This window comes from Roseococcus suduntuyensis, assembly GCF_014196305.1.
GTDB classification, from domain to species: domain Bacteria; phylum Pseudomonadota; class Alphaproteobacteria; order Acetobacterales; family Acetobacteraceae; genus Roseococcus; species Roseococcus suduntuyensis.
This window is the reverse complement of the sequence record NZ_JACIDJ010000001.1, coordinates 1,200,138-1,222,263: the sequence shown is the minus strand read 5'-3', so window position 1 is coordinate 1,222,263 and position 22,126 is coordinate 1,200,138. Positions and strand designations below refer to the sequence as shown.

Here is a 22,126-nt window from a genome sequence, read left to right as displayed (position 1 = left end):
TCGCGAGGGCGGCCGGGGTTACGCGGGGCGGGTGCCAAAGCGGGGCGTGCGTGCTATATGTCGTCGCGGAAGGTCGGTGCGGACGGGCTCCTCGCCAACCCGGTCAGGTCCGGAAGGAAGCAGCCGTAACGGGTTCTTGCCCGGGTCGTGTCCGGCCTTCCACCGTTTCTTCGCCACCAGGACCCATGCCCAGCGATCTCGAGCGCGACATGAGCCCGGCGGAGGCCGAAGCCGGCCTCCCCGAGCCCCCCCCGCCCGAGGGCCCCGGCCTGTTCGGCATGGATGACGTGCCCGTCCCCGCACCGGTGGCGCAGGTGGCCGCCAAGCCCACGCCCTATCGTGTGCTCGCCCGAAAATACCGCCCCCAGGCGCTCGATGACCTGATCGGCCAGGAGGCCCTGGTCCGCACGCTCCGCAACGCCTTCGCCCGCGGCCGCGTGCACCATGCCTTCCTGATGACCGGCGTGCGCGGCGTGGGGAAGACCACCACGGCCCGCATCATCGCCCGCGCGCTGAACTGCGTGGGCGTGGATGGGAAAGGCGGCCCGACGGCAGATCCTTGCGGCGTCTGCCCCGAATGCGTGGCCATCCTGGCCGACCGCCACCCCGACGTGATCGAGATGGACGCGGCCAGCAACCGCGGCATCGACGATGTGCGCGAGCTGCGCGAGGCGCTGCGCTTCCGCCCCGCCCAGGGCCGCCAGAAGGTGTTCATCCTGGACGAGGTCCACATGCTGACGGAGCAGGCCTTCAACGCCCTGCTCAAGTCGCTGGAGGAACCACCGCCCGCCATCACCTTCATCCTCGCCACCACGGAACTGCGGAAGGTGCCCATCACCATCCGCAGCCGCTGCCAGACCTTCGCGCTGAAACGCGTGCCGGAAGACCGGCTGCGCGCCCATTTCGCCCGCATCGCGGGGCTGGAGGGCAGCGCGGCGGAGGAGCCCGCCCTGGCCCTGCTGGCCCGCGCGGCGGATGGCTCCGTGCGTGATGGGTTGTCGCTGCTGGACCAGGCCATCGCGCTCGCCGGGGATGGCGGCCAGGTCACGGCCGAGAGCGTGCGCGACATGCTGGGCCTGGCCGACCGTGGCATGGTGCTGGACATCCTGGAAGCCGTGCTGCGCGGCGACCTGCCGCCCGCCCTCGCCCGCATGGCCGAGGCGCATGAGCGTGGCGCGGACGCCGCCAACATCCTCTCCGACATGCTGGAGCAGGTGCATATCCTGACCCGCTTCGCCGCCATCCCGGCGCTGCGCGAGGACCAGGGCCTGCCGGAGAATGAGCGTGTGCGCGGCGCGGCCCTGGCGGCCAGCCTCTCCGTGCCGGCTTTGGCCCGCGCATGGCAGATGCTGCTGAAGGGGCTGGAGGAGGTGCAGCAGGCCCCCGATCGCCGCGCGGCGGCCGAGATGGTGCTGATCCGCCTCGCCCATGTGGCCGACATGCCGACGCCGGGCGACATCCTGAAGCGCCTCGAATCGGGCGGCGCGGTGCCGGCGGCCGGCGGCGCGCCCGCGCCGGGCAATGGGGGCGCGCCCGCGCCGGGCAATGGCGGCGGCGGGCTGCGCGCGGTGGCGGGGGGCGGCGCCGTCATGGCGGCCGCGGCACCTGCCCCGGCCCCGCTGCCCCAGCCCTCCGCCTGGCGCGAGGTGGTGGCGCTGGCCAGCGGCACCCACCCCCTGCTGCACGCCCATCTGCTGCATGACGTGCACCCGGTGCGCGTCGCGCGCGGGCAGGTCGAGATCCGCGTCCGGCCCCAGGCCCCGCGCGACCTGGCCGCGCAACTCACGCGCCTGCTGGAGGAAAAGACGGGCGCGCGCTGGACCATCGCGCTCTCCAACGCGCCCGGCGAACCGACGCTGGCCGAGCAATCCCAGGCCGCCGAGCAGGACCGCCGCGCGGCGGCCGCCACGCACCCGCTGGTGGTGGCCATCCTGACGGCCTTTCCGGGCGCGACGCTCGACGCGGTGCGCGATGCCAGCCTGGACGCCTATGGCCTCGCCCCCGTGGCGTCGGCGGAGGAGGAGTTGCCCGAATTCGCGCCCCCCGACGCCGAACCCGCCTATGACGACGAATTCCCCGAGGAGGATTGAGTGAAGAATCTTGGCAACATGCTGAAGCAGGCCCAGCAGATGCAGACCCGCATGGCGGAGATGCAGGCGAAGCTGGAAGCCACCGAGGTCGAGGGCCAGGCCGGCGCCGGCATGGTGAAGGTGAAGCTGACCGGGAAGGGCGATTTGCGCCGCGTCACCATCGACCCCTCGCTGATGACCGCCGAGGACCGCGAGGTGCTGGAAGACCTGCTGGTGGCCGCCCATGCCGACGCCAAGCAGAAGGTCGAGGCCACCATGGCCGAGGAAATGCAGAAGGCGACGGCCGGCATGGGCCTGCCGCCCGGGCTGAAGCTGCCCTTCTGATGCCGCCGCTGCGGATCGTGGCCGATCCGCCCTCACTCGCCGGCGCTGCGCTTGGCTCCGCCGGACAGCCGGCGGCGGCCATTCGGCCGCTTGCCCGCCTGGGGCGGGCGCTTGGTGGAACGTCTGACCCAAGGGCGGGCTCGTGGATCCTGTCGAGCACCTGATCGCGCTGCTCTCGCGCCTGCCCGGCCTTGGCCGGCGCAGCGCGCGGCGGGCGGCGCTGCGCATGCTGGCGGACCCGCGGGCATTGATGCTGCCCCTGTCGGACGCGCTCAGGGCGGCGGCCGAGGCCGTCACCCCCTGCGGCATCTGCGGCAACCTCGACGCCACGGACCCCTGCCGCATCTGCGCCAACCCCGAGCGTGATCAGGGCCTGGTCTGCGTGGTGGAAGGTGTGGCCGACCTCTGGGCGCTGGAACGCGCCCACGCTCACGCCGGCGTCTATCACGTGCTGGGCGGCACGCTGTCGGCGCTATCAGGCACGGGGCCGGAGGAATTGCGCGTGGCGCCCCTACTGCGCCGCGCGGAAGAGGGGCCCGAGGGGGGCGGCGTGCGGGAGGTGATCCTGGCCCTGCCCGCCACGGTGGAGGGCGCCAGCACCGCGCATTACCTCCAGGACCGGCTGGCGGGCGCGCCCGTCACCGTCACGCGCCTCGCCCAGGGGGTGCCCATCGGCGGCAGCCTCGATGCGCTGGATGACGGCACGCTGGCCGCCGCACTCCGGGCGCGGCGGTAAGGCCACGCGGTGCCCGAAGGGGCGAGGCGGCTACGCCTTCGGCCGCTTCTTCCGGTCGGTCGGGGGGCTGCGCGTGGACACCGTCACCCGAACAGGTCCCATCGCCTCGTAGAAGGCGATCTCGGCGGCGTTGCGCCGGCGCAGCTCCTCGGCCACCGCCGGGAAATCGGGCTGCCGGGCGCCGCTTTCCATGCCATTGGGCATCCGCTTCACATTGGTCGTGATCAGCTCGGAGCAGCGCTTCAGCCCCGTCACATTCTCCACCGCCTCGATAAAGCGCGGCAATTCGTCGAAGCGGCCGATGACGTAGCTGTTCTCGGTCAGCATCCGGCGAATGCCGCGCTCCTCCACCGTGCCGAAGAGCTGGCGCAGCTGGTAATTGTCCACCTGGTCGGCGAATTCCGGGAATTCGGCGATGGCGCGGGAGAAGCTGACATCCCGGATGCGCTCATGCAGGGGGTGGTCGGCGCGGGACCGGACATGGTCGTAGAAGGACACCGCGCGCTCCACTGGCTCGCGCAGGACCGACAGCAGCACCTTGCGCCGCGGCGCGCGCTGCACCAGCGGATGCATCACCGGGAAATGCCCGCAGACGAGCAGCTTGCTTTGCAGCAATTGCGGGTCCTTGGCCAGGCGCTCGGCCAGTTGCGCCTCGCCCCCCGCCTCGGCCAGCAGCAGGTGGTAGAAATGCACGAAGGGGTGGAACATGTCGCCGAGAAGCTTCCACATCGCCGTTCCCGCCGTCTTCGGGATATGGACGAAGTAGTAGATCGGCATCGCGTCCAGCGCCCGGCCGCGCGGCATGGCATGCATGCCCGCAGGTGGCGGTGGCGGCAGGGCGCCCACCAGCCCCGCGGCATCGCGCATGCGCGTGCGGAATTCCTGGCTCTGCATGAGGAGCCAGCCGAACTGCTCGACCGTGCGGCCGGAATTCACATGGATCTCGATCACCTGGGGGCGCTCGGGCGGGCGGCCCAGCAGCAGCCTGTATCCCAGCTCGACCTGTTCGGGCGTCATGCGCTTGGTTGCGGCGCCCGGCTGGGATGATGGCGGGGCATCAGTCACGGTGCGGGCACAAAGGCGCGGGTGAGGAGCGCATTCTTTTCACGCAAATCATCATCAAGTGCTTTTCAGGCGATCTCGGGGCGAAAGTCCAGCCTCCGCGTGGAGGTCAGCCGTCCAGGGCCTCGCGCAGCGCCGCGTCGAAACGGTCGAGGATCATCTCCATCTCGTCGGCCGTCACATTGTAGGGGGGCGCGAGGATGACGTGGTCGCCCTGGCGGCCATCAATCGTGCCGCCCATGGGGTAGCAGCCGAGGCCGCGTGCATAGGCCGCCTGCTTCACGCGCTCATTCATCCGCAGGGCCGGGTCGAAGACCGCCTTGCTGGCGCGGTCGGCCACCAGCTCCACCGCCCAGAACAGGCCGCGGCCACGGATGTCGCCCACATGGGCGTGGTTGCCCAGGCGCTCGGTCAGGCCCTGTTCCAGCTTCGCCCCCATGGCCTGGACATTGGCCAGAAGGTTTTCCGCACGGATCACCTCCTGCACCGCGACGGCCGCGGCGCAGGCCAATGGATGCGCCTGGTAGGTGTGGCCATGCATGAAGCCGCCCGTGCCATCACGCAGCGGCGCCAGCACGCGGTCATTCACCAATATGCCGCCGATGGGCTGGTAGCCGCCGCCCAGCCCCTTGGCGATGACCTGGATGTCGGGGGCCACGCCCTCCGCCTCCCAGGCGTGCTGGGTGCCGGTGCGGCCCATGCCGGACATCACCTCGTCCAGGATCAGCAGCGCGCCGTGGCGGTCGCAGACCTCGCGCATCTTCTGGAAGTAGCCGGGCAGGGCGGTGACGCAGCCCAGGGTGGCGCCGACCACCGTCTCGGCGCAGAAGGCGATGACGGTGTCGGGGCCGAGGCGCTGGAATTCCGCCTCCAGTTCGTCGGCCAGCCGCTGGACGTAGTCGGCGTCGTTCTCGTCATCGCGCCGGTCGCGATAGGCGTAGCAGGGCGAGACATGGTGGAAGGCGTCGCTCAGGATGGGCAGGTAGGTCGCGCGGCGCATCATGTTGCCGCCGGCGGCCAGGGCGCCCAGCGTGTTGCCGTGATAGCTCTGCCGGCGCGCGATGAAGTTCCGGCGCTGTGGCTGGCCGGCCTCCACGAAATGCTGCCGCGCCATCTTGAGCGCCGCCTCCATCCCCTCGCTGCCGGAGGAGCAGAAATAGGCGTGGGTCAGCCCGCCCGGGGCGTGGCCCACCAGCATGTCGGCGAGTTGCTCGGCACTCTCGCAGGAGAACAGCGCGGTGTGGGCGTAGGTCAGCCGTTCCAGCTGCGCGCGCATGGCCCCCAGCACATGCGGGTGGCCATGGCCGAGGCAGGCCACGGCCGCGCCCCCGCTCGCGTCCATCACGGCGTGGCCGCCCTTCTCGTGCAGCCAGATTCCCTGGCCGGAGACGGCGATGGGCGGGGCGGCGCGCAGGCTGCGATGGACGAGGTGGGTCATGGGGCAAAATCGTAACCTGCCCTTACGGCGCCGTCAGCACCCCCACCGCCGCCCCGGTGAGGCAGCAGGCGATGGTGCCCGCCGCCAGGGCGGGGAAACCCAGCCGCGCGATTTCCGCCCGGCGTTCCGGCACCATGGCCGACATGCCCCCCAGCATGATGCCGACCGAGCCGAAATTGGCGAAGCCGCACATGGCATAAGCCAGGATCAGGCGCGTGCGGGGGTCCATCGCCGCCCCCTCCTGCGCCAGCGCCAGGTAGGACACGAATTCGTTGACCACCACCTTCACGCCGAGCAGTTCCCCGGCCCGCGCCGCATGCTCGGGCGCGACACCCATGGCCCAGGCCAGCGGGCGGAACAGCCAGCCCGCCATCTGCTCCAGCGTCAGGCCCAGCAGGGGTTGCAGCACCTCGTTCGCAAGGGCAACGAGCGCCACGAAGACGATCAGCGCGGCCATCACGCCCAGCATCAGCTGCAAGCCGTCGCCGATGCCCTGCACCAGCGCCTCCATGGTGCTGGAATAGCGCAGCACGGGGGCTTCCTCGGCGGTGGTGGAGGTGTCGCCCGGGCGCATCAGCATCGCCACCAGCACGGCCGCGGGGGCGGAAATCAGCGAGGCCGTCAGCAACTGCCCCGCCGCATCCGGCACCACGGGCGCGATGACCAGCGCATAGATCACGAACATGTTGCCCGCGATGGTGGCCATGCCCGCCACCATCACCACGAAAAGCTCGGTGCTGTTCATCCGCGCGAGCCAGGGGCGGATCATCAGCGGCGCCTCGACCATGCCCACGAAGACATTGGCGCCCACGCCGAAGCCGCTGGCCCCGCCCAGCCCAAAGACGCGCCGCAGCGCCCGCGCCAGCAGCCGCACGAGGAAACCCAACACCCCCCAATGGAACAGCACGGCCGAGAGCGCGCCCACCACCAGCACCAGCGGCAAGGCCTGGAAGAACAGGATGAAGGCCGCACCCGGGAAGGGCTCCGGGAAGGGCAGCGGCCCGCCGCCCAGATAGCCGAACACGAGCGAGGTGCCCGCCCGCGTGGCCCGCGCCAGCGCCTCCACCCCCTGCCCGATCCAGCCGAACCCCACCCGCAGCCAGGCGATGTTCAACAGCAGCGCCGCCAGCCCCAGCACCGAGGCCAGCCCCGCCACCACCACCCGCGCCGAGACACCCCGCCGGCAGCCTCCCAGCACCCAGGCCAGCAGGCAGAGCGCGCCCATGCCGGCGAGCGACTGCCATTGCAGCGCGCTCAAGCGGGTTCGTCCTCGTCGGCCTCGGGCAGGTCGAGGCCGAGGGCGGCGGCCGATTGCTCGCCCGGCATGGCCTCCACGCCCTTCAGCTTGCGCGCGATGGCACGGGTGCGCGTGCGCGCATCGCCGATCGTGTTGTTCACCGTGCCCACCTGCTTGCCCAGCTTCTCCAGGACGCCGTCCATCTTGGCCATCTCGGCCTTGGTGGCGGCAAGCAAATCCCGCACGCCTTCCGCATTCTTGGACAAGGCCAGCGTGACATGGCCGAGCTGGATGGTCCGCAACATGGCCGGCAGCAGCGAGGGGCCGGCGATGAAGACGCGGCCCGAATGGCCCACATCCTCGATCAGGCCGGGGATGCGGGCCACTTCGGCATAGAGGCCCTCGGTCGGCAGATAGAGCACGGCGAATTCCGTGGTCAGCGGCGGGTGGACGTATTTCTGCCGGATCTTCTGGGCCTCGGCGCGGATGCGGACTTCCAGGGCGCGGCGGGCCTGGGCCTCGGCCGCCACGTCGCCCGCGTCGTGCGCGGCCAGCAGGCGTTCGTAATCCTCCACGGGGAACTTCGCGTCCACCGGCAGGCGCACGATGGACTCGCCGCTGGTCGGCATGCGGATGGCGAATTCCACCACCTCGTTGCTGTCCTCGCGCAGCTTCACGTTCATCTCGTAGCTGCCCTCGGGCAGGAAGTCGTCCAGCATGGCCTTCACCTGGGCCTCGCCCCAGCCGCCGCGCGTCTTGACGTTGGAGAAGAGGCGCTTCAGGTCCCCCACCTGCGTCGCCACCGACTGCACATTGCCCATCATGGCCTGGATGGCGTTGAACTGGTCAATGACGCGGGTGAAGCTTTCGGTCATCTGCTTCTCCACCGCCTCGCCCAGCTTCTCGTTCACGCTGGCCTGGATGTCGGTGAGGCGCTTGTCGTTCGCCTCGCGCATCTCCTTGAGGCGGGCCTCGATCTCGGCACGGGATTCGAGGGCCTTGCGGTCGATCAGGTCACGCGCCGTGGTCATCTCCAGGGCGATGGCGGCGCGCATGGCGGCCTGGGATTCCGTGAGTGCCGCGCGCACCTGCTCGACCATCACGTTCATGGCGGCCAGCTTTTCGGACATCTCGGCGCGCAGGGCCTTGGCCGCTTCCGCCTGGCCTTCCGCGAGGCCCGCGCGCATCGCCTCCAGCTTGCCGGCGAGGTCGGTCTGGAGCGTGCCGGTGCCCTGGGCGAGGCGCGTCAGGCCCTCGCTGAGCACCTTCGTCTGCTCGACGGAAAAGCCCTGGATTTCGCGGCCCGTCGCGGCCTCGCTGGCGGAAAGCGCCGCCTTCACCTCACCCGCCAGCGCGCCCAGGCGTTCGCCCTGCCGCTCCTGCGCGGCCTGGAGCAGCGGGATGGTCGGGTCCGCGCCAGGCTTGCGCACCAGCAGCAGCAGCAGGACGGCGACCAGCAGCAGGACCACCAGCCCCAGAAGGACCACTTCAACCGACATCACCCACGCCCCCTACGAAGAAACTCCGCCCCCCGGTGCCCTGCCGTGGCTTCGCCACGGCAGGCGGAGCCCAACCCCCAGGACATGGCGCCAAGCCGGGGCCCCCGCGAGAACGCCGAAGGCGGTCTCGTGGGGAACACGTCAGTGCCGGAAGTGCCGCATCCCCGTGAACACCATGGCCAGCCCGGCGGCATCGGCGGCGGCAATCACCTCGTTGTCGCGCATCGAACCCCCCGGCTGGATCACCGCGGTCGCCCCCGCCGCCGCCGCCGCCTCCAGCCCATCGGCGAAGGGGAAGAAGGCGTCGGACGCCACGACCGAACCCTGCGCCAGCGGTGTGTCGGAACCGGACGCACGCGCTGCCTCGGCGGATTTCCAGGCGGCGATGCGCGCCGAATCCACCCGGCTCATCTGTCCCGCGCCGATGCCGACCGTGGCGCCGCCGCGGGCGTAGATGATGGCGTTGGACTTCACATGCTTGCAGACGCGGAAGGCAAACAGCAGGTCGGCCATTTCCTGCGCGGTGGGCGCGCGCTGGGTCACCACCTTCAGCGCGCCCTCCGTCACGCGCCCCGCATCGCGCGACTGCGCGAGGAAGCCGCCGCCCACGCTGCGGAACACCATCCCGGGCGATGCAGGGTCCGGCAGCCCACCCGTCAGCAGCAGGCGCAGGTTCTTCTTGCGCGCGAAGATGGCGCGCGCCGCCTCATCGGCATCGGGCGCGATGACCACCTCGGTGAAGATGGCGCTGATACGCTCCGCCGCCGCGGCATCCAGCACGCGGTTCGCCGCCACGATGCCGCCAAAGGCCGAGACGGGGTCGCAGCGCAGCGCCGCATCCCAGGCGGCGGCGAGGTCCGTGCCCTCCGCCACGCCGCAGGGGTTCGCGTGCTTCACGATGACGATGGCCGGGCGCTCGAACTCGGCCACGCAGTCGAAGGCGGCGTCCGTGTCGTTCAAATTGTTGAAGCTCAGCTCCTTGCCCTGCGCCTGGCGCGCGGTGGCGATACCGGGCCGCCCCGTGCCGTCCAGGTAGAAGCCCGCGCGCTGGTGCGGGTTCTCGCCATAGCGCAGCGTCTGCGCGAGTTGTCCCGCGAAAGCCAGGCGCGGTGGGAACTCCTGCCCCACCTGCCCCGCGAACCAGCTGCCGATGGCCGCGTCATAGGAAGCCGTGCGGGCATAGGCGGCCGCCGCCAGCTCCCGCCGCAAGGCGAGGCTCGTGCCGCCCTGCGTCGCCAACTCCTCGGTCACGCGCAGCAGGTGCTGGGGCTCGGTGCAGACGACCACATGGGCGTGGTTCTTGGCCGCCGAGCGGATCATGGCCGGCCCGCCGATGTCGATGTTCTCGATGCAGTCGTCGAACTCGGCGCCCTTCGCCACCGTCGCCTCGAAGGGGTAGAGGTTCACCGCCAGCAGATCTATGGGCGCCAGCCCGTGCTGCTCCATCTGCTGGAGATGCGCCGAGAGGTCACGCCGGCCCAGCAGCCCGCCATGCACCTGCGGCACCAGCGTCTTCACGCGGCCGTCCAGCACCTCGGGGAAGCCCGTGTGCTCGGAGACATCCTTCACGGGGATGCCGGCCGCGCGGATGGCCTGGGCGGTGCCGCCGGTGGAGAGGATCTCGGCCCCCATCCCCGCCAGCATCCGGGCGAAATCCACGATGCCCGTCTTGTCGGAGACGGAGAGCAGGGCGCGGCGAATGGGCAGGCGGTCGGTCATGCGTCAAAGTCCCAGATGGTCGAGGGTGCGCGCCAGCACGCGGGCCTCGGTGTAGTGCGAAAGGGCGCGGGCCAGGCCCGCCTGCCCCATGCTGTGGCGCAGTTGCGCGTCGGCGGCCAGCCGCGAAAGCGCATCGGCCAGCGGCGCGGCCTGCATGGGCGGGACCAGCAGGCCGGTCTCGCCACCCCGCACCAGTTCGCGGCAGCCGCGGATGTCGGTGGCCACCACGGGCAGGCCGGTCAGCATGGCCTCGATGCCGCTCATCGGCAGGCCCTCGAAATGGCTGGGCAGGCAGAAGATGTCGGCCGCCGCCATCACCCGCGCCACGTCGCGCCGATAGCCCAGGCGGTGCAGCCGCGGCCCCATGGCGGCTTCGGCGCGGGCGAAATGCAGGTCCATGTCGGCGCCATGGTCGGAGGGAAGCCGTTCGCCCACCGCCCAGAGATGGGCGCCCGGCACGCGCGCCATGGCCTCCAGCAATTCCGGCCAGCCCTTGTGGCGCACCAGCCGGGCCACGGCCACCACCACCACGGCCTCCTCCGGCACGCCGAGTTCCGCGCGGATCGCGGCGCGCGCGGCAGGGTCCGGGTGGAACAGCGCCGGGTCTCGCCCATTGCCCAAGGCCACCGCGCCGCGATGGATGAAGAGGCGCCGTGCATCCGCCGCCTCCTCCTCGCTGACGGTGAGGAAGCGGTCGGTCAGCCGCCCGCCCAGCCACTCCATCCCGAGCGAAAGCCCCCGCCGCCACAGCGGCCCCGGCTGGTTGAACAGGAAACCGTGGCAGGTATAGGCCACACGCGGCACGCCGGCCGCCCGCGCCGCCAGCCGCGCCAGGATGCCCGAGATGGGCATGTGCGCGTGGACCAGGTCGAAGCGTTCGTCGCGCAGGGCGGCACGGATCGCGCGCCAGGCGGCGATGTTGGCGCGGGGCGAAAGGCTGCGCGCCATGGGCACGGGAATGATGCGGAAACCCTCGGCCCGCGCCACCTCCAGCAGCGGGCCCTCCGCGCACATCCCCACCACCTCATGCCCGCGCGCGCGGGCCGCGCGCATCAGCGGCAGCAGGAAGTGCCGCAGCGAGAAATCCACATTGGTGACTTCCAGGACCCGCACGCCATCAGGCGGGGGGCGAGGCGGGCTCGGCCGGGGCCACGCGGGTGATGGCCCATTGGATGCCCTCCGGCTCGCCCTGCGAGGTGAGGACGATCTGGCTGGTCCGCCGCGCCTCGACGCCGAGGCCGAGATAGACGCTGTCCTCCAGCGCGATGGCCGCGCCCCGCGCACGCAGGCGCCAGCCCTGGCCGGTGGGCAGGCGCATGAGCACCCCGCCCTCCTCCTCCTGCAAGACGGCCTTCACGCCAGGGTGCAGGTGGAAACGCACCACGCAGGGCTGGTCCACCGTGCCCTGGGGCTCCAGCACATCCTCGCCGCGCAGGTCGTCGCCATTCTCCGACAGATAGAGGCGGCGCTTGTGGATGGCGTTGTGCGTGCGGCGATAGCCGTCATGCGTGGCTTCCAGCCATTGCGCGCCATTGGCCTCGAAGCGTTCCACCTCCACGCGCTCCGGCCGGCGGCCGAGGCCCTCGGGGCGGAGTTCGGCGCTGTTGGTGTCGGCCAGCGTGAGGGTGGAATGCGCGGCGGTGGAACGCAGCGCGTCGCGCCAGGCCGGATCACCCGCCGGCGAGGCGCCGCAATTCACGATCAGCCGGTCGCGCCCCACGGACATCTCGAAGGAGAGCGCGCCGGCATGGGCGAAGCGGTCCGCGCCCCGCGGCGCGCCCGTGGCGGGGTCGGCGCCGCGGCCCGGCGGCGGCGCGCCGCAATCGGCGATGACCAGGGTGCGGCTCGCGGCCAGGCGGTGAAACCCCGTCTCCTGCAGCAGCAGCGGCGCGCGGCCCTTGGCCTGGCCCTGGGTCAGCACCAGGTCCACCAGCGAGGCCGGCTCCTCCCGCGTGCCGTTGAACAGCGCGAGCGTGCCATCGCCATGGCGGAACAGCCGCAACGCCTGCCCCGCGCGATCAATCACGGTGGCGAGCTGCGGCGGCGCGGTCACGCCGCTGCCATTCAGCAGGTTCCTGAGTTCGATCAGATCCTGGAAGGCCAGGAGCTGCACGGCGGGGCTGCGCTCCACATGGCCGCCATCGGGGTGGAATTGCCGTTCGAGTTCCGCCGGCAGGAATTTCAGGGCGCGGACCATCCAGGCCTCCTCGCCCAGCGCCACGGCGGCGGCGATGGTGCCCTTCAGCACCATCAGCGCGCCACGATGCGCGGCCTCGTCCGGCAGGCTGGCCGCGAGCCTGCGCCCGTCATGCGCGAGGCGCTGCATCAGCGCGCGGCGAAACCCCTCCTCGGCCGAGGCGGCGAAGAAATCCCAATGCCCCAGCCAGGCGGAGACGCGCGCGGCCGCCACCTCGGGCAGGTTCGCCAGCGGCTCATTGGCCCCCTGGGCAAGCCAGGCTTCCGTCAGATCCCGCGCCTCGACGCGCGCCGCGTCGCTGCCCAGGCTGCGGAGGTCGCGCAGCCAGGCGAAGCCATGCGCCGCCTGCCGCCACAACAGCGGCCCGGACTCGGGGCCCCAGCCATCGAGCATGCGGGTGCTGCCCAGCACCTCCATCTCGCCGCGCAGCAGGGCGGCGCCGCGATTGGCATCGCCCGGCCAGAGGTCGCGGAAGGAACGCGCCGGCGCCTCCGGCACCCGCACGGGCTTGATGCGCGAGAAGAGGCGGCGGGCGTTGCGGAACACGTCGCTCATGCCGGCTCGCCCCGCAGGCCGCGGATGGCCGCGGCATAGTCCTTGGCACCAAAGACCGCCGTGCCCGCCACCAGCACATCCGCCCCCGCCGCCACGCAGCGCGACGCGGTGGCGGCCGTGACGCCGCCATCCACCTGCAGCGCGATGTCGCGTCCGCTTTCCTGGATCATGCCGCGCAGCGTGGTGATCTTAGCCAATTGGCTGTCCAGGAAGGATTGCCCGCCAAAGCCCGGGTTCACCGCCATGACGAGGATCAGGTCCACCAGATCCATCACATGCGCGACGGATTGCACGGGCGTGGCCGGGTTCAGCACCACGCCGCATTTCTTGCCCAGCGCGCGGATGGTCTGCAGCGAGCGGTGCAGGTGCGGCCCCGCCTCCGGGTGCAGGCTGATGAGGTCCGCCCCCGCCTCCGCGAAGGCGGCGAGGTAAGGGTCGGCCGGGGCGATCATCAGATGGACGTCGAAGAACAGCCCGCAATGCGGCTTCAGCGCGCGGATGAGACCAGGCCCGAAGCTGATATTGGGCACGAAATGCCCGTCCATGATGTCGAGGTGCAGCCAGTCGGCGCCCGCGGCCTCGATGGCGCGCACCTCCTCGCCCAGGCGCGAGAAATCGGCGGCGAGCAGCGAGGGGGCGATCCTGACGGGGCGCATGGCATCCTTGATCTGTCACGGCCCTGCCTCATCGGGCCAAGTGGTTTCGGTTAGCCGATCCCCGCCGCGTTGAAAACCTCGCAAGGGCGTGGCAGGGGGCATCTCCTGCCCCGCTCACAACCCATGGTGATCCATGCCCCGTCAGGCCCTCGCCTTCCTCGTCCCCGCCCGCCACCCGGGCGACGCCGCCGCCGTGGCCGCGCTGTTCGACCAGGGGGTGATCCGGCCGGAGGAGGTGGTGGCCATCCTGGGCAAGACCGAGGGCAATGGCTGCGTGAACGACTTCACCCGCGCCTATGCCGTGGAGGCGCTGGGCCACATGCTGGCCGCGCGCCTGGGCACGGACCTGGCCACCGTGCTGGGGCGGGTGGCCATGGTGATGTCGGGCGGCACGGAGGGCGGGCTTTCCCCGCATTTCCTCGTGCTGGGGGTGCGCCCGGACGGGCCGCCCGCCCCTGCCCCAGCGCTGGCGCTGGGTGTGGCCTTCACCCCCGAATTCCCGCCCGAGGCGCTGGGCCGCATGGCCCAGGTGGACGCCACCGCCGCCGCCGTGCGCGAGGCCATGTCCCAGGCCGGCATCCCCGACGCGCGCGATGTCCATTACGTCCAGGTCAAATGCCCCCTGCTGACCAGCGAACGCATGGCCGAGGCCCGCGCGCGCGGGGCCGCCTGCGCCACCGACGACACCTATGCCTCCATGGGCCTCTCGCGCGGGGCCTCGGCGCTGGGCGTGGCGCTGGCGCTGGGCGAGGTGCCGCGCGCGGCGCTGGATGACGGCGTGGTGGGGCGGGACTGGGGGTTGTTCTCGGGGCGCGCCAGTTGTTCCGCCGGCGTGGAACTGACGCGCAACGAGGTGGTGGTGCTGGGCAATTCGCCCGACTGGGGCGGGGCGCTTTCTATCGCCCATGCCGTGATGCGCGACGCCATTGACCTGCCGGCCGTGCAGCGGGCGCTTTCCGCCGCCGGGCTGGATGCCGGCGCTGGCCAATTGCCGGCCGAGGAGGCCGGGCGCCTCGTCGCCCTGCTGTGCAAGGCCGAGCCCAGCTCCAGCGGCCTGATCCGCGGTCGGCGCCACATCATGTGGGATGACAGCGACATCAACGCGACGCGCCACGCCCGCGCGCTGGTGGGCGGCGTGGTGGCGGCGGCCACGGGGCGGACGGATTTGTTCGTCTCCGGCGGCGCGGAGCACCAGGGGCCGGATGGGGGTGGGCCGGTGGCCGTGATCGTCAGGGGCTAGCGGAGCGGCGGATTCACGCCTTCGGTGAGTCCACCGAAGCCGATCCGACGCTGGCGGAGCGGCGGATTCACGCCTCCGGTGATTCCACCGAAGGCGATCAGACGCTGGCGGAGCGGCGAATTCACGCCTCCGGTGATCCCACCGAAGGCGATCAGACGTCATAGCCGAGCGGCTGATTCACGCCTCCGGTGATCCCACCGAAGGCGATCAGACGCTGAGCGGCCTCGTCCCGATGTTCTGCGCCAGCATCAGCAGATAGCCATCCGGGTCCTGCACGAAGATCTCGCGCTGGCCGCTCTCCACATCGCCGGTGCGGCGCCAGATGTCGCGCAGCGCCGTATGGACGGGCCAGGACCGCGCCGTCAGCGCCTCCAGCACCGGCGCCAGGTTGTCGAAATACAGCTGCATCATGGCGCCTTGGCCGAGCGGCGCCTGCATCGGCCCCGTCTCGAAGCGGCCATTGCGGCGGCAGACCATCACCTGCATCCCCGCCGCGTGTTCGAGGTAGTGGAACCCCTCGGAAGGCCGGGCATAGGCCGTGGTGAAGCCCAGCACGCCGCGCCAGAAATCCAGGCTGGCGTCCAGGTCGTTCGCATGGAGTTCCACCACGAAGCGCGCCCAGCCGCCGCGCGGGGGCGCGCCATATTCATCCATGGGGGTCAGACATCCAGGTTCGCCACCTTCAGCGCATTGCCCACGATGAACTCGCGGCGCGGCTCCACCACATCGCCCATCAGGGTCGAGAACACCGTCTCGGCATCCTCGGCGTCGTCCACGCGCACCTGGAGAAGCGTGCGCACCGCGGGGTCCAGCGTGGTCTTCCAGAGCTGGTCGGGGTTCATCTCGCCCAGGCCCTTGAAGCGCTGGAAGCTCAGCCCCTTGCGGCCCTGGGCCAGCAGCCGGTCATAGGCGGCGAGCGGCCCACGCACCGGGGCTTCGGCGCCCTCGAAGGCCAGCGTGGCCCCCTGCCCGAAATTCGCGCGCAGCAGGTCACGCCGTTCGTCCAGCCAACGCGCCTCGGCGCTGCGAAGGGCCGCGGCGGTCAGCGTGTGGCGCTCGGCCACGCCGCGCACCATGCGGTGCATGTGCACGCCCGCCTCGTCCACCGTCACCACCCAGCCGCGCTCGGAGGGGGGCGCCATGGCGTCGAGCCGCGCCACCAGGTCGGGCGCGTTTTCCAGCGCGCGCTGGCCATCGGGCGTCAGCGTGGCGGCGAGTGCGGCCTGTTCCAGCACCTCCACCGGCACATTGGCCGCCATGCGGCGCATGCGGCTGGTGATCTGGCGCAGGGTTTCGACGAAGGTGGCGAGTTCCACCCCCTCCAGCACCCGCCCATCGGCCAGCAGCATCCGCGCGCCGCTCAGCGCCTTCTCCAGCAGGAAGTCTTCCAGCGCGCGGTCGTCCTTGAGGTAGCGTTCCTCATTGCCGCGCTTGGCGCGGTAGAGCGGCGGCTGCGCGATGTAGAGGTGCCCGCGCTCGATCAGTTCCGGCATCTGGCGGAAGAAGAAGGTCAGCAGCAGGGTGCGGATGTGCGAACCATCCACATCCGCGTCCGTCATGATGATGATGCGGTGGTAGCGCAGCTTGTTCGCGTCGAACCCGCCCTTGGCCGGATCGCCCGCGCCGATGCCGGTGCCGAGTGCCGTGATCAGCGTGCCGATCTCGGCGCTGCCCAGCATCTTGTCGATGCGAGCGCGCTCCACGTTCAGGATTTTTCCCTTCAGTGGCAGGATGGCCTGGTTGGCGCGGTTGCGCCCCTGCTTCGCCGAGCCGCCCGCCGAGTCACCCTCGACGATGAACAGTTCCGACTTGGCCGGGTCCTTCTCCTGGCAATCCGCCAGCTTGCCGGGCAGCGTCGAGATGTCGAGCGCGTTCTTCCGCCCCACCTTCTCCCGCGCCAGCTGCGCCGCCTTCCGCGCCACGGCGCTCAGCACCACCTGGTCCAGCACCTGCCGGGTTTCCTTGGGGTGCGTCTCGAACCAGTGCGTCAGCGCGTCGGCCACGGCCATCTGCACCACCGGCTGCACCTCGGAGCTGACCAGCTTGTCCTTGGTCTGGCTGGAGAATTTCGGGTCCGGCACCTTCACGGAGAGCACGCAGGTCAGCCCCTCGCGCATGTCCTCGCCGACCAGCTCCACCTTTTCCTTCTTCGCCAGATCCTCCGCGAACTTCGCCACCACGCGCGTCAGCGCCTGGCGGAAGCCCGCCTGGTGCGTGCCGCCGTCGCGCTGCGGGATGTTGTTGGTGAAGCACAGCATCACCTCGCGCGGGGAGCTGGTCCACCACATGGCCAGTTCCACGCGGATGCCGTCGCCTTCCTTGGCGATGACGCTGATGGGCGGCTTGAACAGCGGGTCCTTGCCCTTGTCGAGCCACTCCACGAAGGCCACGAGGCCACCGTCGAACTTGAACTCCGCCGTCTGCGCCGGGACATGCCGGTCATCACGCAGCGTGATGGCGAGGCCGGAATTGAGGAAGGCCAGTTCCCGCAGGCGACGTTCCAGGATGGCGAAGTCGTATTCGGTCTTGGTGAAGGTCAGCGCGGAGGGCTTGAACGTCACCTCCGTGCCCTTGGCGCGCGTGGCCGGGCCCACGATGCGCAGCGGCTGCACCGTGTCGCCATGCTCGAAGCGGATGAAGTGCTCGCTCCCCTCGCGCCAGATCTTCACTTCCATCCATTCGGACAGCGCGTTGACCACGGCGGCCCCCACGCCGTGCAGCCCGCCCGAGACCTTGTAGGAATTCTGGTTGAACTTGCCGCCGGCGTGCAGCCGCGTCAGCACCACCTCGGCGGCGGAAACGCCTTCCTCCGAATGGATGTCCACCGGAATGCCGCGCCCGTCATCGGTGACGGTCACGCTGCCATCGCCGTTCAGCACCACGTCCACGCGGCTGGCATAGCCGGCCTGGGCCTCGTCCACCGCGTTGTCGATGATCTCGAAGGCCATGTGGTGCAGGCCCGAGCCGTCATCGGTGTCGCCGATATACATCCCCGGGCGCTTGCGGACGGCCTCCAGGCCCCGCAGCACGGTGATGGAGGCGCCCGTGTAGTCATCGCCATTGGGCAGCATGGGTTCGTCCGTCATGGCGCGGGAAACATCATGGGTGGGCAGACACCTCGGCTCTTGGGGCCCCATCCGGCCGCGTGGGCGGCCAGGGGCGATGCGCACGGACGCGCGACAGGGAGAAGCCCTGCATTATGGCATTTTTCCGCGCCTCAGCCCAAGGGGGCGGGGCGGATTTCGCTCTCTTCCAGGGTGAAATATTCGCCCCCCGCCAGGGGCGCGAACAGCGCCGCATCCGTGCCCGTCAGGAAGGCCTGGCCCGGCAGGGCGGCCAGGGCCTCGAACAGTGCCGCGCGACGGGCGGCGTCCAGATGCGCCGGCACCTCGTCCAGCAGCAGCAGCGGCGCGAAGCCCCGCGCGCGGGCGATCAGCGCGGCATGGGCCAGCACGGTCGAGACCAGCAGCGCCTTCTGCTCGCCCGTCGAGCATTGCGCCGCCGGCACGCCCTTGGCCGCATGGGTGAACAGCAAATCCGCGCGGTGCGGGCCGGAAAGGCTGACGCCCGCCGCCGCATCGCGCGGGCGGGTGGCGCGCAGGGCCTCCCGCAGCGCCTCCTCCGCCGCCAGCGCGGGCATGGTGTCCAGCAGCGCATTGGCCGGGCATTGCAGGGCCAGTTGCGCGGCCGGGAAGGCCCCGGCCACGCCGCCCTCCAGCGCCGCATTCAGCCGCGCCAGCAGCGCCCGGCGCGAGGCGGCGGCGGCGATGCCGTGCCGCGCCATGGCGTCCTCCACCGCGTTGAGCCAGGCCGGGTCGGCGCGGCGGGCATCGGCCAGCAGGCGGTTGCGGTGGGCCATGGCGGTCTCATAGGCCGCCACTTCGCGCGCGTGGTGGGGTTCGAGGGCCAGCACCAGCCGGTCCAGAAAGCGCCGCCGCCCGCCCGCGCTGTCCTGGAAGATGCGGTCCATCTGCGGGGTGATCCAGACGGTGGCCACACGCTCGGCCAGCTCGGCCTGGCCGCGCAGCTTCTCGCCATCCAGGCGCCAGGCGCGGCGGTCGGGGTTGCCCTCCTCGCTGCCGGTGCCGATCTCGAAGCCGCCCGCCTGGTCCTCGAAATGCCCGGAGACGGCCCAGGGCGGTGCGCCCTCCATCGCCATTTCGGCGCCCCGCGCCCCGCGCAGCCCCCGCCCGGCGCCGAGCAGCGAGACGGCCTCCAGCACATTGGTCTTGCCCGCGCCATTGGGCCCCGTGAGCACGACGGCACGCCCGCCGAAGCGCAGGTCCAGCGCGGCGTGGTTGCGGAAGCGTGTGAGACGGAGGCGCGAGAGACGCAGCACGGGAAACCCCTACCCCGCCCCGAGGGCAGCGCAACCCCCCAACGCGCGAAGCGCCTTCAGCCTCCCCGGTGCCCTCGCGGGGCTTTGCCCCGCGAGGCGGAGCCCAGCGCGCAGGATCAGCGCCAAACCGGGGCCCCCGCAAAACTGCGAAGCGGTTTTGTGGGGAGTGGTTGGGGCCCCCGCGAAAGCGCCGAAGGCGATTTCGTGGGGAGCTACACGCGCATCGGCATCAGGACGTAGAGCGCACCCTCATCGCCCGCATCCTGCACGACGGTCGGCGCGCTGCCGTCCGAGAACTTGAACCGCAGCATGTCGCCCACCTGGTCGGTGATGTCGGCGAGGTAGCGCGCCTGGAAGCCGATCTCGATGGGCGCCGCGGCGTAGGTGACGACATCCTCGTCCAGTTCCTCCTGCGCGGAGCCCTGCTCGGCCGAGGAGGCGGTCAGCAACAGGTGGTTCCGCCCGATGGAGAGCTTCACCGGCCGCGACCGCTCGGAGGAAATGGCGGCCACGCGGCCCACCGCATCGGCGAAGGCCTGGCGCGCCACCTCCATCACCTTGTCGTTCCCGCGCGGGATCACGCGCTCATAATCCGGGAAGGTGCCGTCGATCAGCTTGGAGGTGAGGCTCACGGGCCCGATGCGGAAGCTGACCTTGGTGTCGGAGAGGCGCATCTCGATCTCGTCGCGCGTCTCCTCGGCCAGCTTGCGGAGTTCGTTGATGGTCTTGCGCGGGATGATGACGCCGGGCATGCCGGCCGCCCCGTCCGGCAGGTCCTCCTCCACGCGGGCCAGGCGGTGGCCGTCGGTCGCGGCGGCACGCATCACCTTGCGGCCGTCGTTCTCGGCCACGTGGAAATAGATGCCGTTGAGGTAGTAGCGCGTCTCTTCGGTGGAGATTGCGAAGCGCGTGCGGTCGATCATGCCGCGCAGCCGGGCGGCCTCGATCTTGAACTGGTGCGGCAGGCTGCCCTCGGTCATCGAGGGGAAGTCCTCCACCGGCAGCACCTGCAGCGTGGTGTTGAACTTGCCGGCACGCAGCGCCAGCGGCGCGTCGCCGCCCTTGTGGTCCAGCTCGATGGTGGCGCCGTCGGGCAGCTTGCGGACGATCTCATACAGCGTCGCGGCCGGCGCCGTGGTGCGGCCCGCGCGGGCCACCTGCACGCCGGGCACCTCCTCGACGATGGCGATCTCCATGTCGGTGGCGGTCAGGCGCAGCACGCCCTCGGCCGAGGCATCGAGCAGGATGTTGGCCAGGATGGGGATGGTGTTGCGCCGCTCCACCACGGATTGCGTGTGGGCCAGGGCCTTGAGCAGGATGGCGCGCTCGACGCTGAACTTCATCTCTCTGGTCCCCAAACGTCCGGCATCACCGCGGCGATTCGCGCCACGGGCAAACCTGTCCCTAGCATTGCAGGCTGTTGGGGCAAAGCGGGTTGCGAACGGGCACCGTTTCTGACCGGTGGCGGCGGTTGGGCCCCGCAATGCTAGTTTTTTTCCGCCCTCAGGCGCCGGGCGCGCTCTCCGCGCGCTTGGCTGCGGCGCGCGACGGATGCGCAGGTGGGAAGGGAGCATGGGCGCCGCCGGCCGCGTTGCGGCCGGAGCGTGGGGAAGGCGCGCGGGCCATGCCCGGTTGCGTCGGATGGACGGGCAGCAGGCGGCCCCTCACCAAGCTGGCGTCGGGCAAGCACGCCCCGGCCAGCATCAGCGCACCCTCACAGCATCCGGCCGCAAAGCGGCCGGCGGCGCCCACTCACCCGCGCGGCTGGCGCTCCCGCCGCGCGCCGCAAGCCAAGCCGCCGGAGGCGGCGCCCGGCGCCTGAGGGCGGAAAATCAGGCGCCCGGCGCCTGAGGGTGTAAACTAAGCCTCTCCGACGCAATCCAGCATGGCGGCATCCAGCGCCTCGCCCGGCTTCTTCCCGCCCCACAGCACGAACTGGAAGGCGGGGTAGAAGCGCTCGCATTCGGTCAGCGCGATGTCCACCATGTCCTCCAGGCTTTCCGCGCTGGCGCCCGGCGCGCCGCGCAACAGCACGGCGTGGCGGAAGACGGGCACGCCCTCCTCCACCTCCAGCCCGAAATGGCCGATCCAGAGGCGCTCATTGGCCATCGCCAGCAATTCAAACAGCGGCGCGCGGTGACCGGTGGGCACCTTCACGTCGAAGGCGCAGGAGAAATGCATGGCGCTGATCTCGGGCGCCCAGGAAAAGAACAGGGTGTAGTTGCACCATTTCCCTGGCGCCTCGGCGGCCATCTCCCCGTCGGAGCGGCGCTCGAAGGTCCATTCATGCGCCATGACGATCTGTTCCAGAACATCGAGCGGGTTTGTCGCGCGCTCGGTCATCTCGGCCAGCATTTCGGACATGTGGCACTCCCCCTGGAACCCGGTCAGGAACGCACCTCCGGCCCGGGCGGCGCGGGGGGTGCGGGTGGGGGCCTCCGTCGGGCCCGTGGGCGGCCTGCCCCGTGACGAACCCTCCCCCGCGGGTCCGGCCCGGCCACCTTGCGCGCTTGACGCAAGCGGTGGGGGGTCAGGCGGCGCAACGCCACCACCGATAGGGTATGGCACCGGATTCCCGCGCCGCAACCCCTTACGGGGCCTGGGCGGGGCCGCCATGCGCCAGGCAGGGGGTTTTCCCCAGGAATTTCACGCCGCTGTATCAATCCACAGGCAAGAAGATGAAGATGACGGCCGCCACCAGGCAGGCCATGGCGGCGAAATAGGTCCAGCGCAGCGCCTCGCCCAGGAACATCACGCTGAACACGGCGAAGACCGAGAGGGTGATCACCTCCTGCATCACCTTCAGCTGCTGCCCGGTGAAGGTGCCATAGCCGATGCGGTTGGCCGGCACCGCCAGCCAGTATTCGAAGAAGGCGATGCCCCAGGACACCAGGACCGCCACCCAGAGCGGCCAATGCGGCGCCTTCAGATGCCCATACCAGGCGAAGGTCATCATGATGTTGCTCGCCACCAGCAGCAGCGGCGTGGCGACGTAGGGCGAGGCGAGGAGGGACATGCGGCGGGCTCCGGAATG

Annotated in this window: 18 protein-coding genes and 1 other RNA gene; 5 read left to right on the top strand and 14 right to left on the bottom strand. The window is 71.0% G+C overall.

The features are described 5' to 3' along the window. Positions 1 to 67: 67 nt before the first annotated feature. From ffs to recR, 4 genes are all read left to right on the top strand, one after another. Positions 68 to 164: signal recognition particle sRNA small type (ffs, locus tag GGQ83_RS05745), an RNA gene on the top strand. Between the two features lie 21 nt (positions 165 to 185). Continuing rightward, positions 186 to 2,090 (top strand): DNA polymerase III subunit gamma/tau, encoded by a 1,905-nt coding sequence (locus tag GGQ83_RS05740; RefSeq protein WP_242534999.1) that lies wholly within the window; start codon positions 186 to 188, stop codon positions 2,088 to 2,090. Continuing rightward, entirely contained in the window at positions 2,091 to 2,414 is a 324-nt protein-coding gene (locus GGQ83_RS05735) for a YbaB/EbfC family nucleoid-associated protein (RefSeq protein ID WP_184382725.1), read from the top strand. A gap of 142 nt (positions 2,415 to 2,556) precedes the next feature. Then, positions 2,557 to 3,150, top strand: a complete 594-nt coding sequence (recR, locus tag GGQ83_RS05730) for a recombination mediator RecR (RefSeq protein WP_184382723.1) — start codon at positions 2,557 to 2,559, stop codon at positions 3,148 to 3,150. Between the two features lie 30 nt (positions 3,151 to 3,180). On the opposite strand, the gene GGQ83_RS05725 is transcribed toward recR, so the two are convergent. From GGQ83_RS05725 to rpe, 8 genes are all read right to left on the bottom strand, one after another. After that, the gene (locus GGQ83_RS05725; protein ID WP_184382721.1) at positions 3,181 to 4,167 is read right to left on the bottom strand and encodes a sulfotransferase family 2 domain-containing protein; all 987 of its coding nucleotides are present in this window, start codon (positions 4,165 to 4,167) and stop codon (positions 3,181 to 3,183) included. Between the two features lie 154 nt (positions 4,168 to 4,321). Continuing rightward, a complete protein-coding gene (locus tag GGQ83_RS05720) occupies positions 4,322 to 5,650 on the bottom strand; it encodes an aspartate aminotransferase family protein (protein ID WP_184382719.1) in 1,329 nt (442 codons plus the stop codon). 22 nt (positions 5,651 to 5,672) lie between these two features. Next, the gene (locus GGQ83_RS05715; protein WP_242535000.1) at positions 5,673 to 6,908 is read right to left on the bottom strand and encodes a NupC/NupG family nucleoside CNT transporter; all 1,236 of its coding nucleotides are present in this window, start codon (positions 6,906 to 6,908) and stop codon (positions 5,673 to 5,675) included. Further along, positions 6,905 to 8,386 carry a DNA recombination protein RmuC gene (rmuC, locus tag GGQ83_RS05710; RefSeq protein WP_184382717.1) on the bottom strand — a complete coding sequence of 494 codons (1,482 nt, stop codon included), beginning with the start codon at positions 8,384 to 8,386 and terminating at the stop codon, positions 6,905 to 6,907. Before rmuC ends, GGQ83_RS05715 begins: the two co-directional genes overlap by 4 nt. A gap of 141 nt (positions 8,387 to 8,527) precedes the next feature. Next, the gene (purH, locus tag GGQ83_RS05705; protein ID WP_184382715.1) at positions 8,528 to 10,105 is read right to left on the bottom strand and encodes a bifunctional phosphoribosylaminoimidazolecarboxamide formyltransferase/IMP cyclohydrolase; all 1,578 of its coding nucleotides are present in this window, start codon (positions 10,103 to 10,105) and stop codon (positions 8,528 to 8,530) included. 3 nt (positions 10,106 to 10,108) lie between these two features. Further along, positions 10,109 to 11,218 carry a glycosyltransferase family 4 protein gene (locus GGQ83_RS05700; protein ID WP_184382713.1) on the bottom strand — a complete coding sequence of 370 codons (1,110 nt, stop codon included), beginning with the start codon at positions 11,216 to 11,218 and terminating at the stop codon, positions 10,109 to 10,111. A gap of 4 nt (positions 11,219 to 11,222) precedes the next feature. Then, entirely contained in the window at positions 11,223 to 12,857 is a 1,635-nt protein-coding gene (locus GGQ83_RS05695; protein WP_184382711.1) for a heparinase II/III family protein, read from the bottom strand. Next, positions 12,854 to 13,513 (bottom strand): ribulose-phosphate 3-epimerase, encoded by a 660-nt coding sequence (gene rpe / locus GGQ83_RS05690; RefSeq protein ID WP_184382709.1) that lies wholly within the window; start codon positions 13,511 to 13,513, stop codon positions 12,854 to 12,856. The genes GGQ83_RS05695 and rpe overlap by 4 nt, the downstream gene beginning before the upstream one ends. Positions 13,514 to 13,646: 133 nt before the next feature. Between rpe and atzD the strand changes: the two genes are divergently transcribed. After that, on the top strand, positions 13,647 to 14,753 hold the full coding sequence (gene atzD, locus GGQ83_RS05685) for a cyanuric acid amidohydrolase (RefSeq protein WP_184382707.1): 1,107 nt from the start codon (positions 13,647 to 13,649) through the stop codon (positions 14,751 to 14,753). A gap of 207 nt (positions 14,754 to 14,960) precedes the next feature. Here the strand turns inward: atzD and GGQ83_RS05680 are convergent, their stop codons facing one another. The 6 genes from GGQ83_RS05680 to GGQ83_RS05655 all read right to left on the bottom strand — a co-directional run bounded on the left by GGQ83_RS05680 (position 14,961) and on the right by GGQ83_RS05655 (position 22,108). Then, a complete protein-coding gene (locus tag GGQ83_RS05680) occupies positions 14,961 to 15,407 on the bottom strand; it encodes a VOC family protein (protein ID WP_184382705.1) in 447 nt (148 codons plus the stop codon). A 5-nt stretch (positions 15,408 to 15,412) separates the two neighbouring features. Beyond that, entirely contained in the window at positions 15,413 to 17,839 is a 2,427-nt protein-coding gene (gene gyrB, locus GGQ83_RS05675; RefSeq protein WP_184382704.1) for a DNA topoisomerase (ATP-hydrolyzing) subunit B, read from the bottom strand. 131 nt (positions 17,840 to 17,970) lie between these two features. Further along, positions 17,971 to 19,092 (bottom strand): DNA replication/repair protein RecF, encoded by a 1,122-nt coding sequence (recF, locus tag GGQ83_RS05670; protein WP_184382702.1) that lies wholly within the window; start codon positions 19,090 to 19,092, stop codon positions 17,971 to 17,973. 212 nt (positions 19,093 to 19,304) lie between these two features. After that, on the bottom strand, positions 19,305 to 20,435 hold the full coding sequence (gene dnaN, locus GGQ83_RS05665; protein ID WP_184382700.1) for a DNA polymerase III subunit beta: 1,131 nt from the start codon (positions 20,433 to 20,435) through the stop codon (positions 19,305 to 19,307). Positions 20,436 to 20,952: 517 nt separating this feature from the next. Further along, positions 20,953 to 21,456, bottom strand: coding sequence for a type III secretion system chaperone family protein (locus tag GGQ83_RS05660; RefSeq protein WP_184382698.1), 504 nt, complete (start codon positions 21,454 to 21,456; stop codon positions 20,953 to 20,955). Positions 21,457 to 21,751: 295 nt separating this feature from the next. After that, on the bottom strand, positions 21,752 to 22,108 hold the full coding sequence (locus GGQ83_RS05655) for a DMT family protein (protein WP_184382697.1): 357 nt from the start codon (positions 22,106 to 22,108) through the stop codon (positions 21,752 to 21,754). Positions 22,109 to 22,126: the final 18 nt, after the last annotated feature.

Bases quoted from the DNA above. Each gene is read 5' to 3' on its own strand.
- GGQ83_RS05695 (WP_184382711.1), bottom strand. From the start codon at position 12,857: ATGAGCGACGTGTTCCGCAACGCCCGCCGCCTCTTCTCGCGCATCAAG.
- GGQ83_RS05725 (WP_184382721.1), bottom strand. From the start codon at position 4,167: ATGACGCCCGAACAGGTCGAGCTGGGATACAGGCTGCTGCTGGGCCGC.
- GGQ83_RS05740 (WP_242534999.1), top strand. From the start codon at position 186: ATGCCCAGCGATCTCGAGCGCGACATGAGCCCGGCGGAGGCCGAAGCC.
- GGQ83_RS05720 (WP_184382719.1), bottom strand. From the start codon at position 5,650: ATGACCCACCTCGTCCATCGCAGCCTGCGCGCCGCCCCGCCCATCGCC.
- GGQ83_RS05655 (WP_184382697.1), bottom strand. From the start codon at position 22,108: ATGTCCCTCCTCGCCTCGCCCTACGTCGCCACGCCGCTGCTGCTGGTG.
- rpe (WP_184382709.1), bottom strand. From the start codon at position 13,513: ATGCGCCCCGTCAGGATCGCCCCCTCGCTGCTCGCCGCCGATTTCTCG.
- GGQ83_RS05680 (WP_184382705.1), bottom strand. From the start codon at position 15,407: ATGGATGAATATGGCGCGCCCCCGCGCGGCGGCTGGGCGCGCTTCGTG.
- GGQ83_RS05660 (WP_184382698.1), bottom strand. From the start codon at position 21,456: ATGTCCGAAATGCTGGCCGAGATGACCGAGCGCGCGACAAACCCGCTC.
- dnaN (WP_184382700.1), bottom strand. From the start codon at position 20,435: ATGAAGTTCAGCGTCGAGCGCGCCATCCTGCTCAAGGCCCTGGCCCAC.
- rmuC (WP_184382717.1), bottom strand. From the start codon at position 8,386: ATGTCGGTTGAAGTGGTCCTTCTGGGGCTGGTGGTCCTGCTGCTGGTC.
- atzD (WP_184382707.1), top strand. From the start codon at position 13,647: ATGCCCCGTCAGGCCCTCGCCTTCCTCGTCCCCGCCCGCCACCCGGGC.
- purH (WP_184382715.1), bottom strand. From the start codon at position 10,105: ATGACCGACCGCCTGCCCATTCGCCGCGCCCTGCTCTCCGTCTCCGAC.
- gyrB (WP_184382704.1), bottom strand. From the start codon at position 17,839: ATGACGGACGAACCCATGCTGCCCAATGGCGATGACTACACGGGCGCC.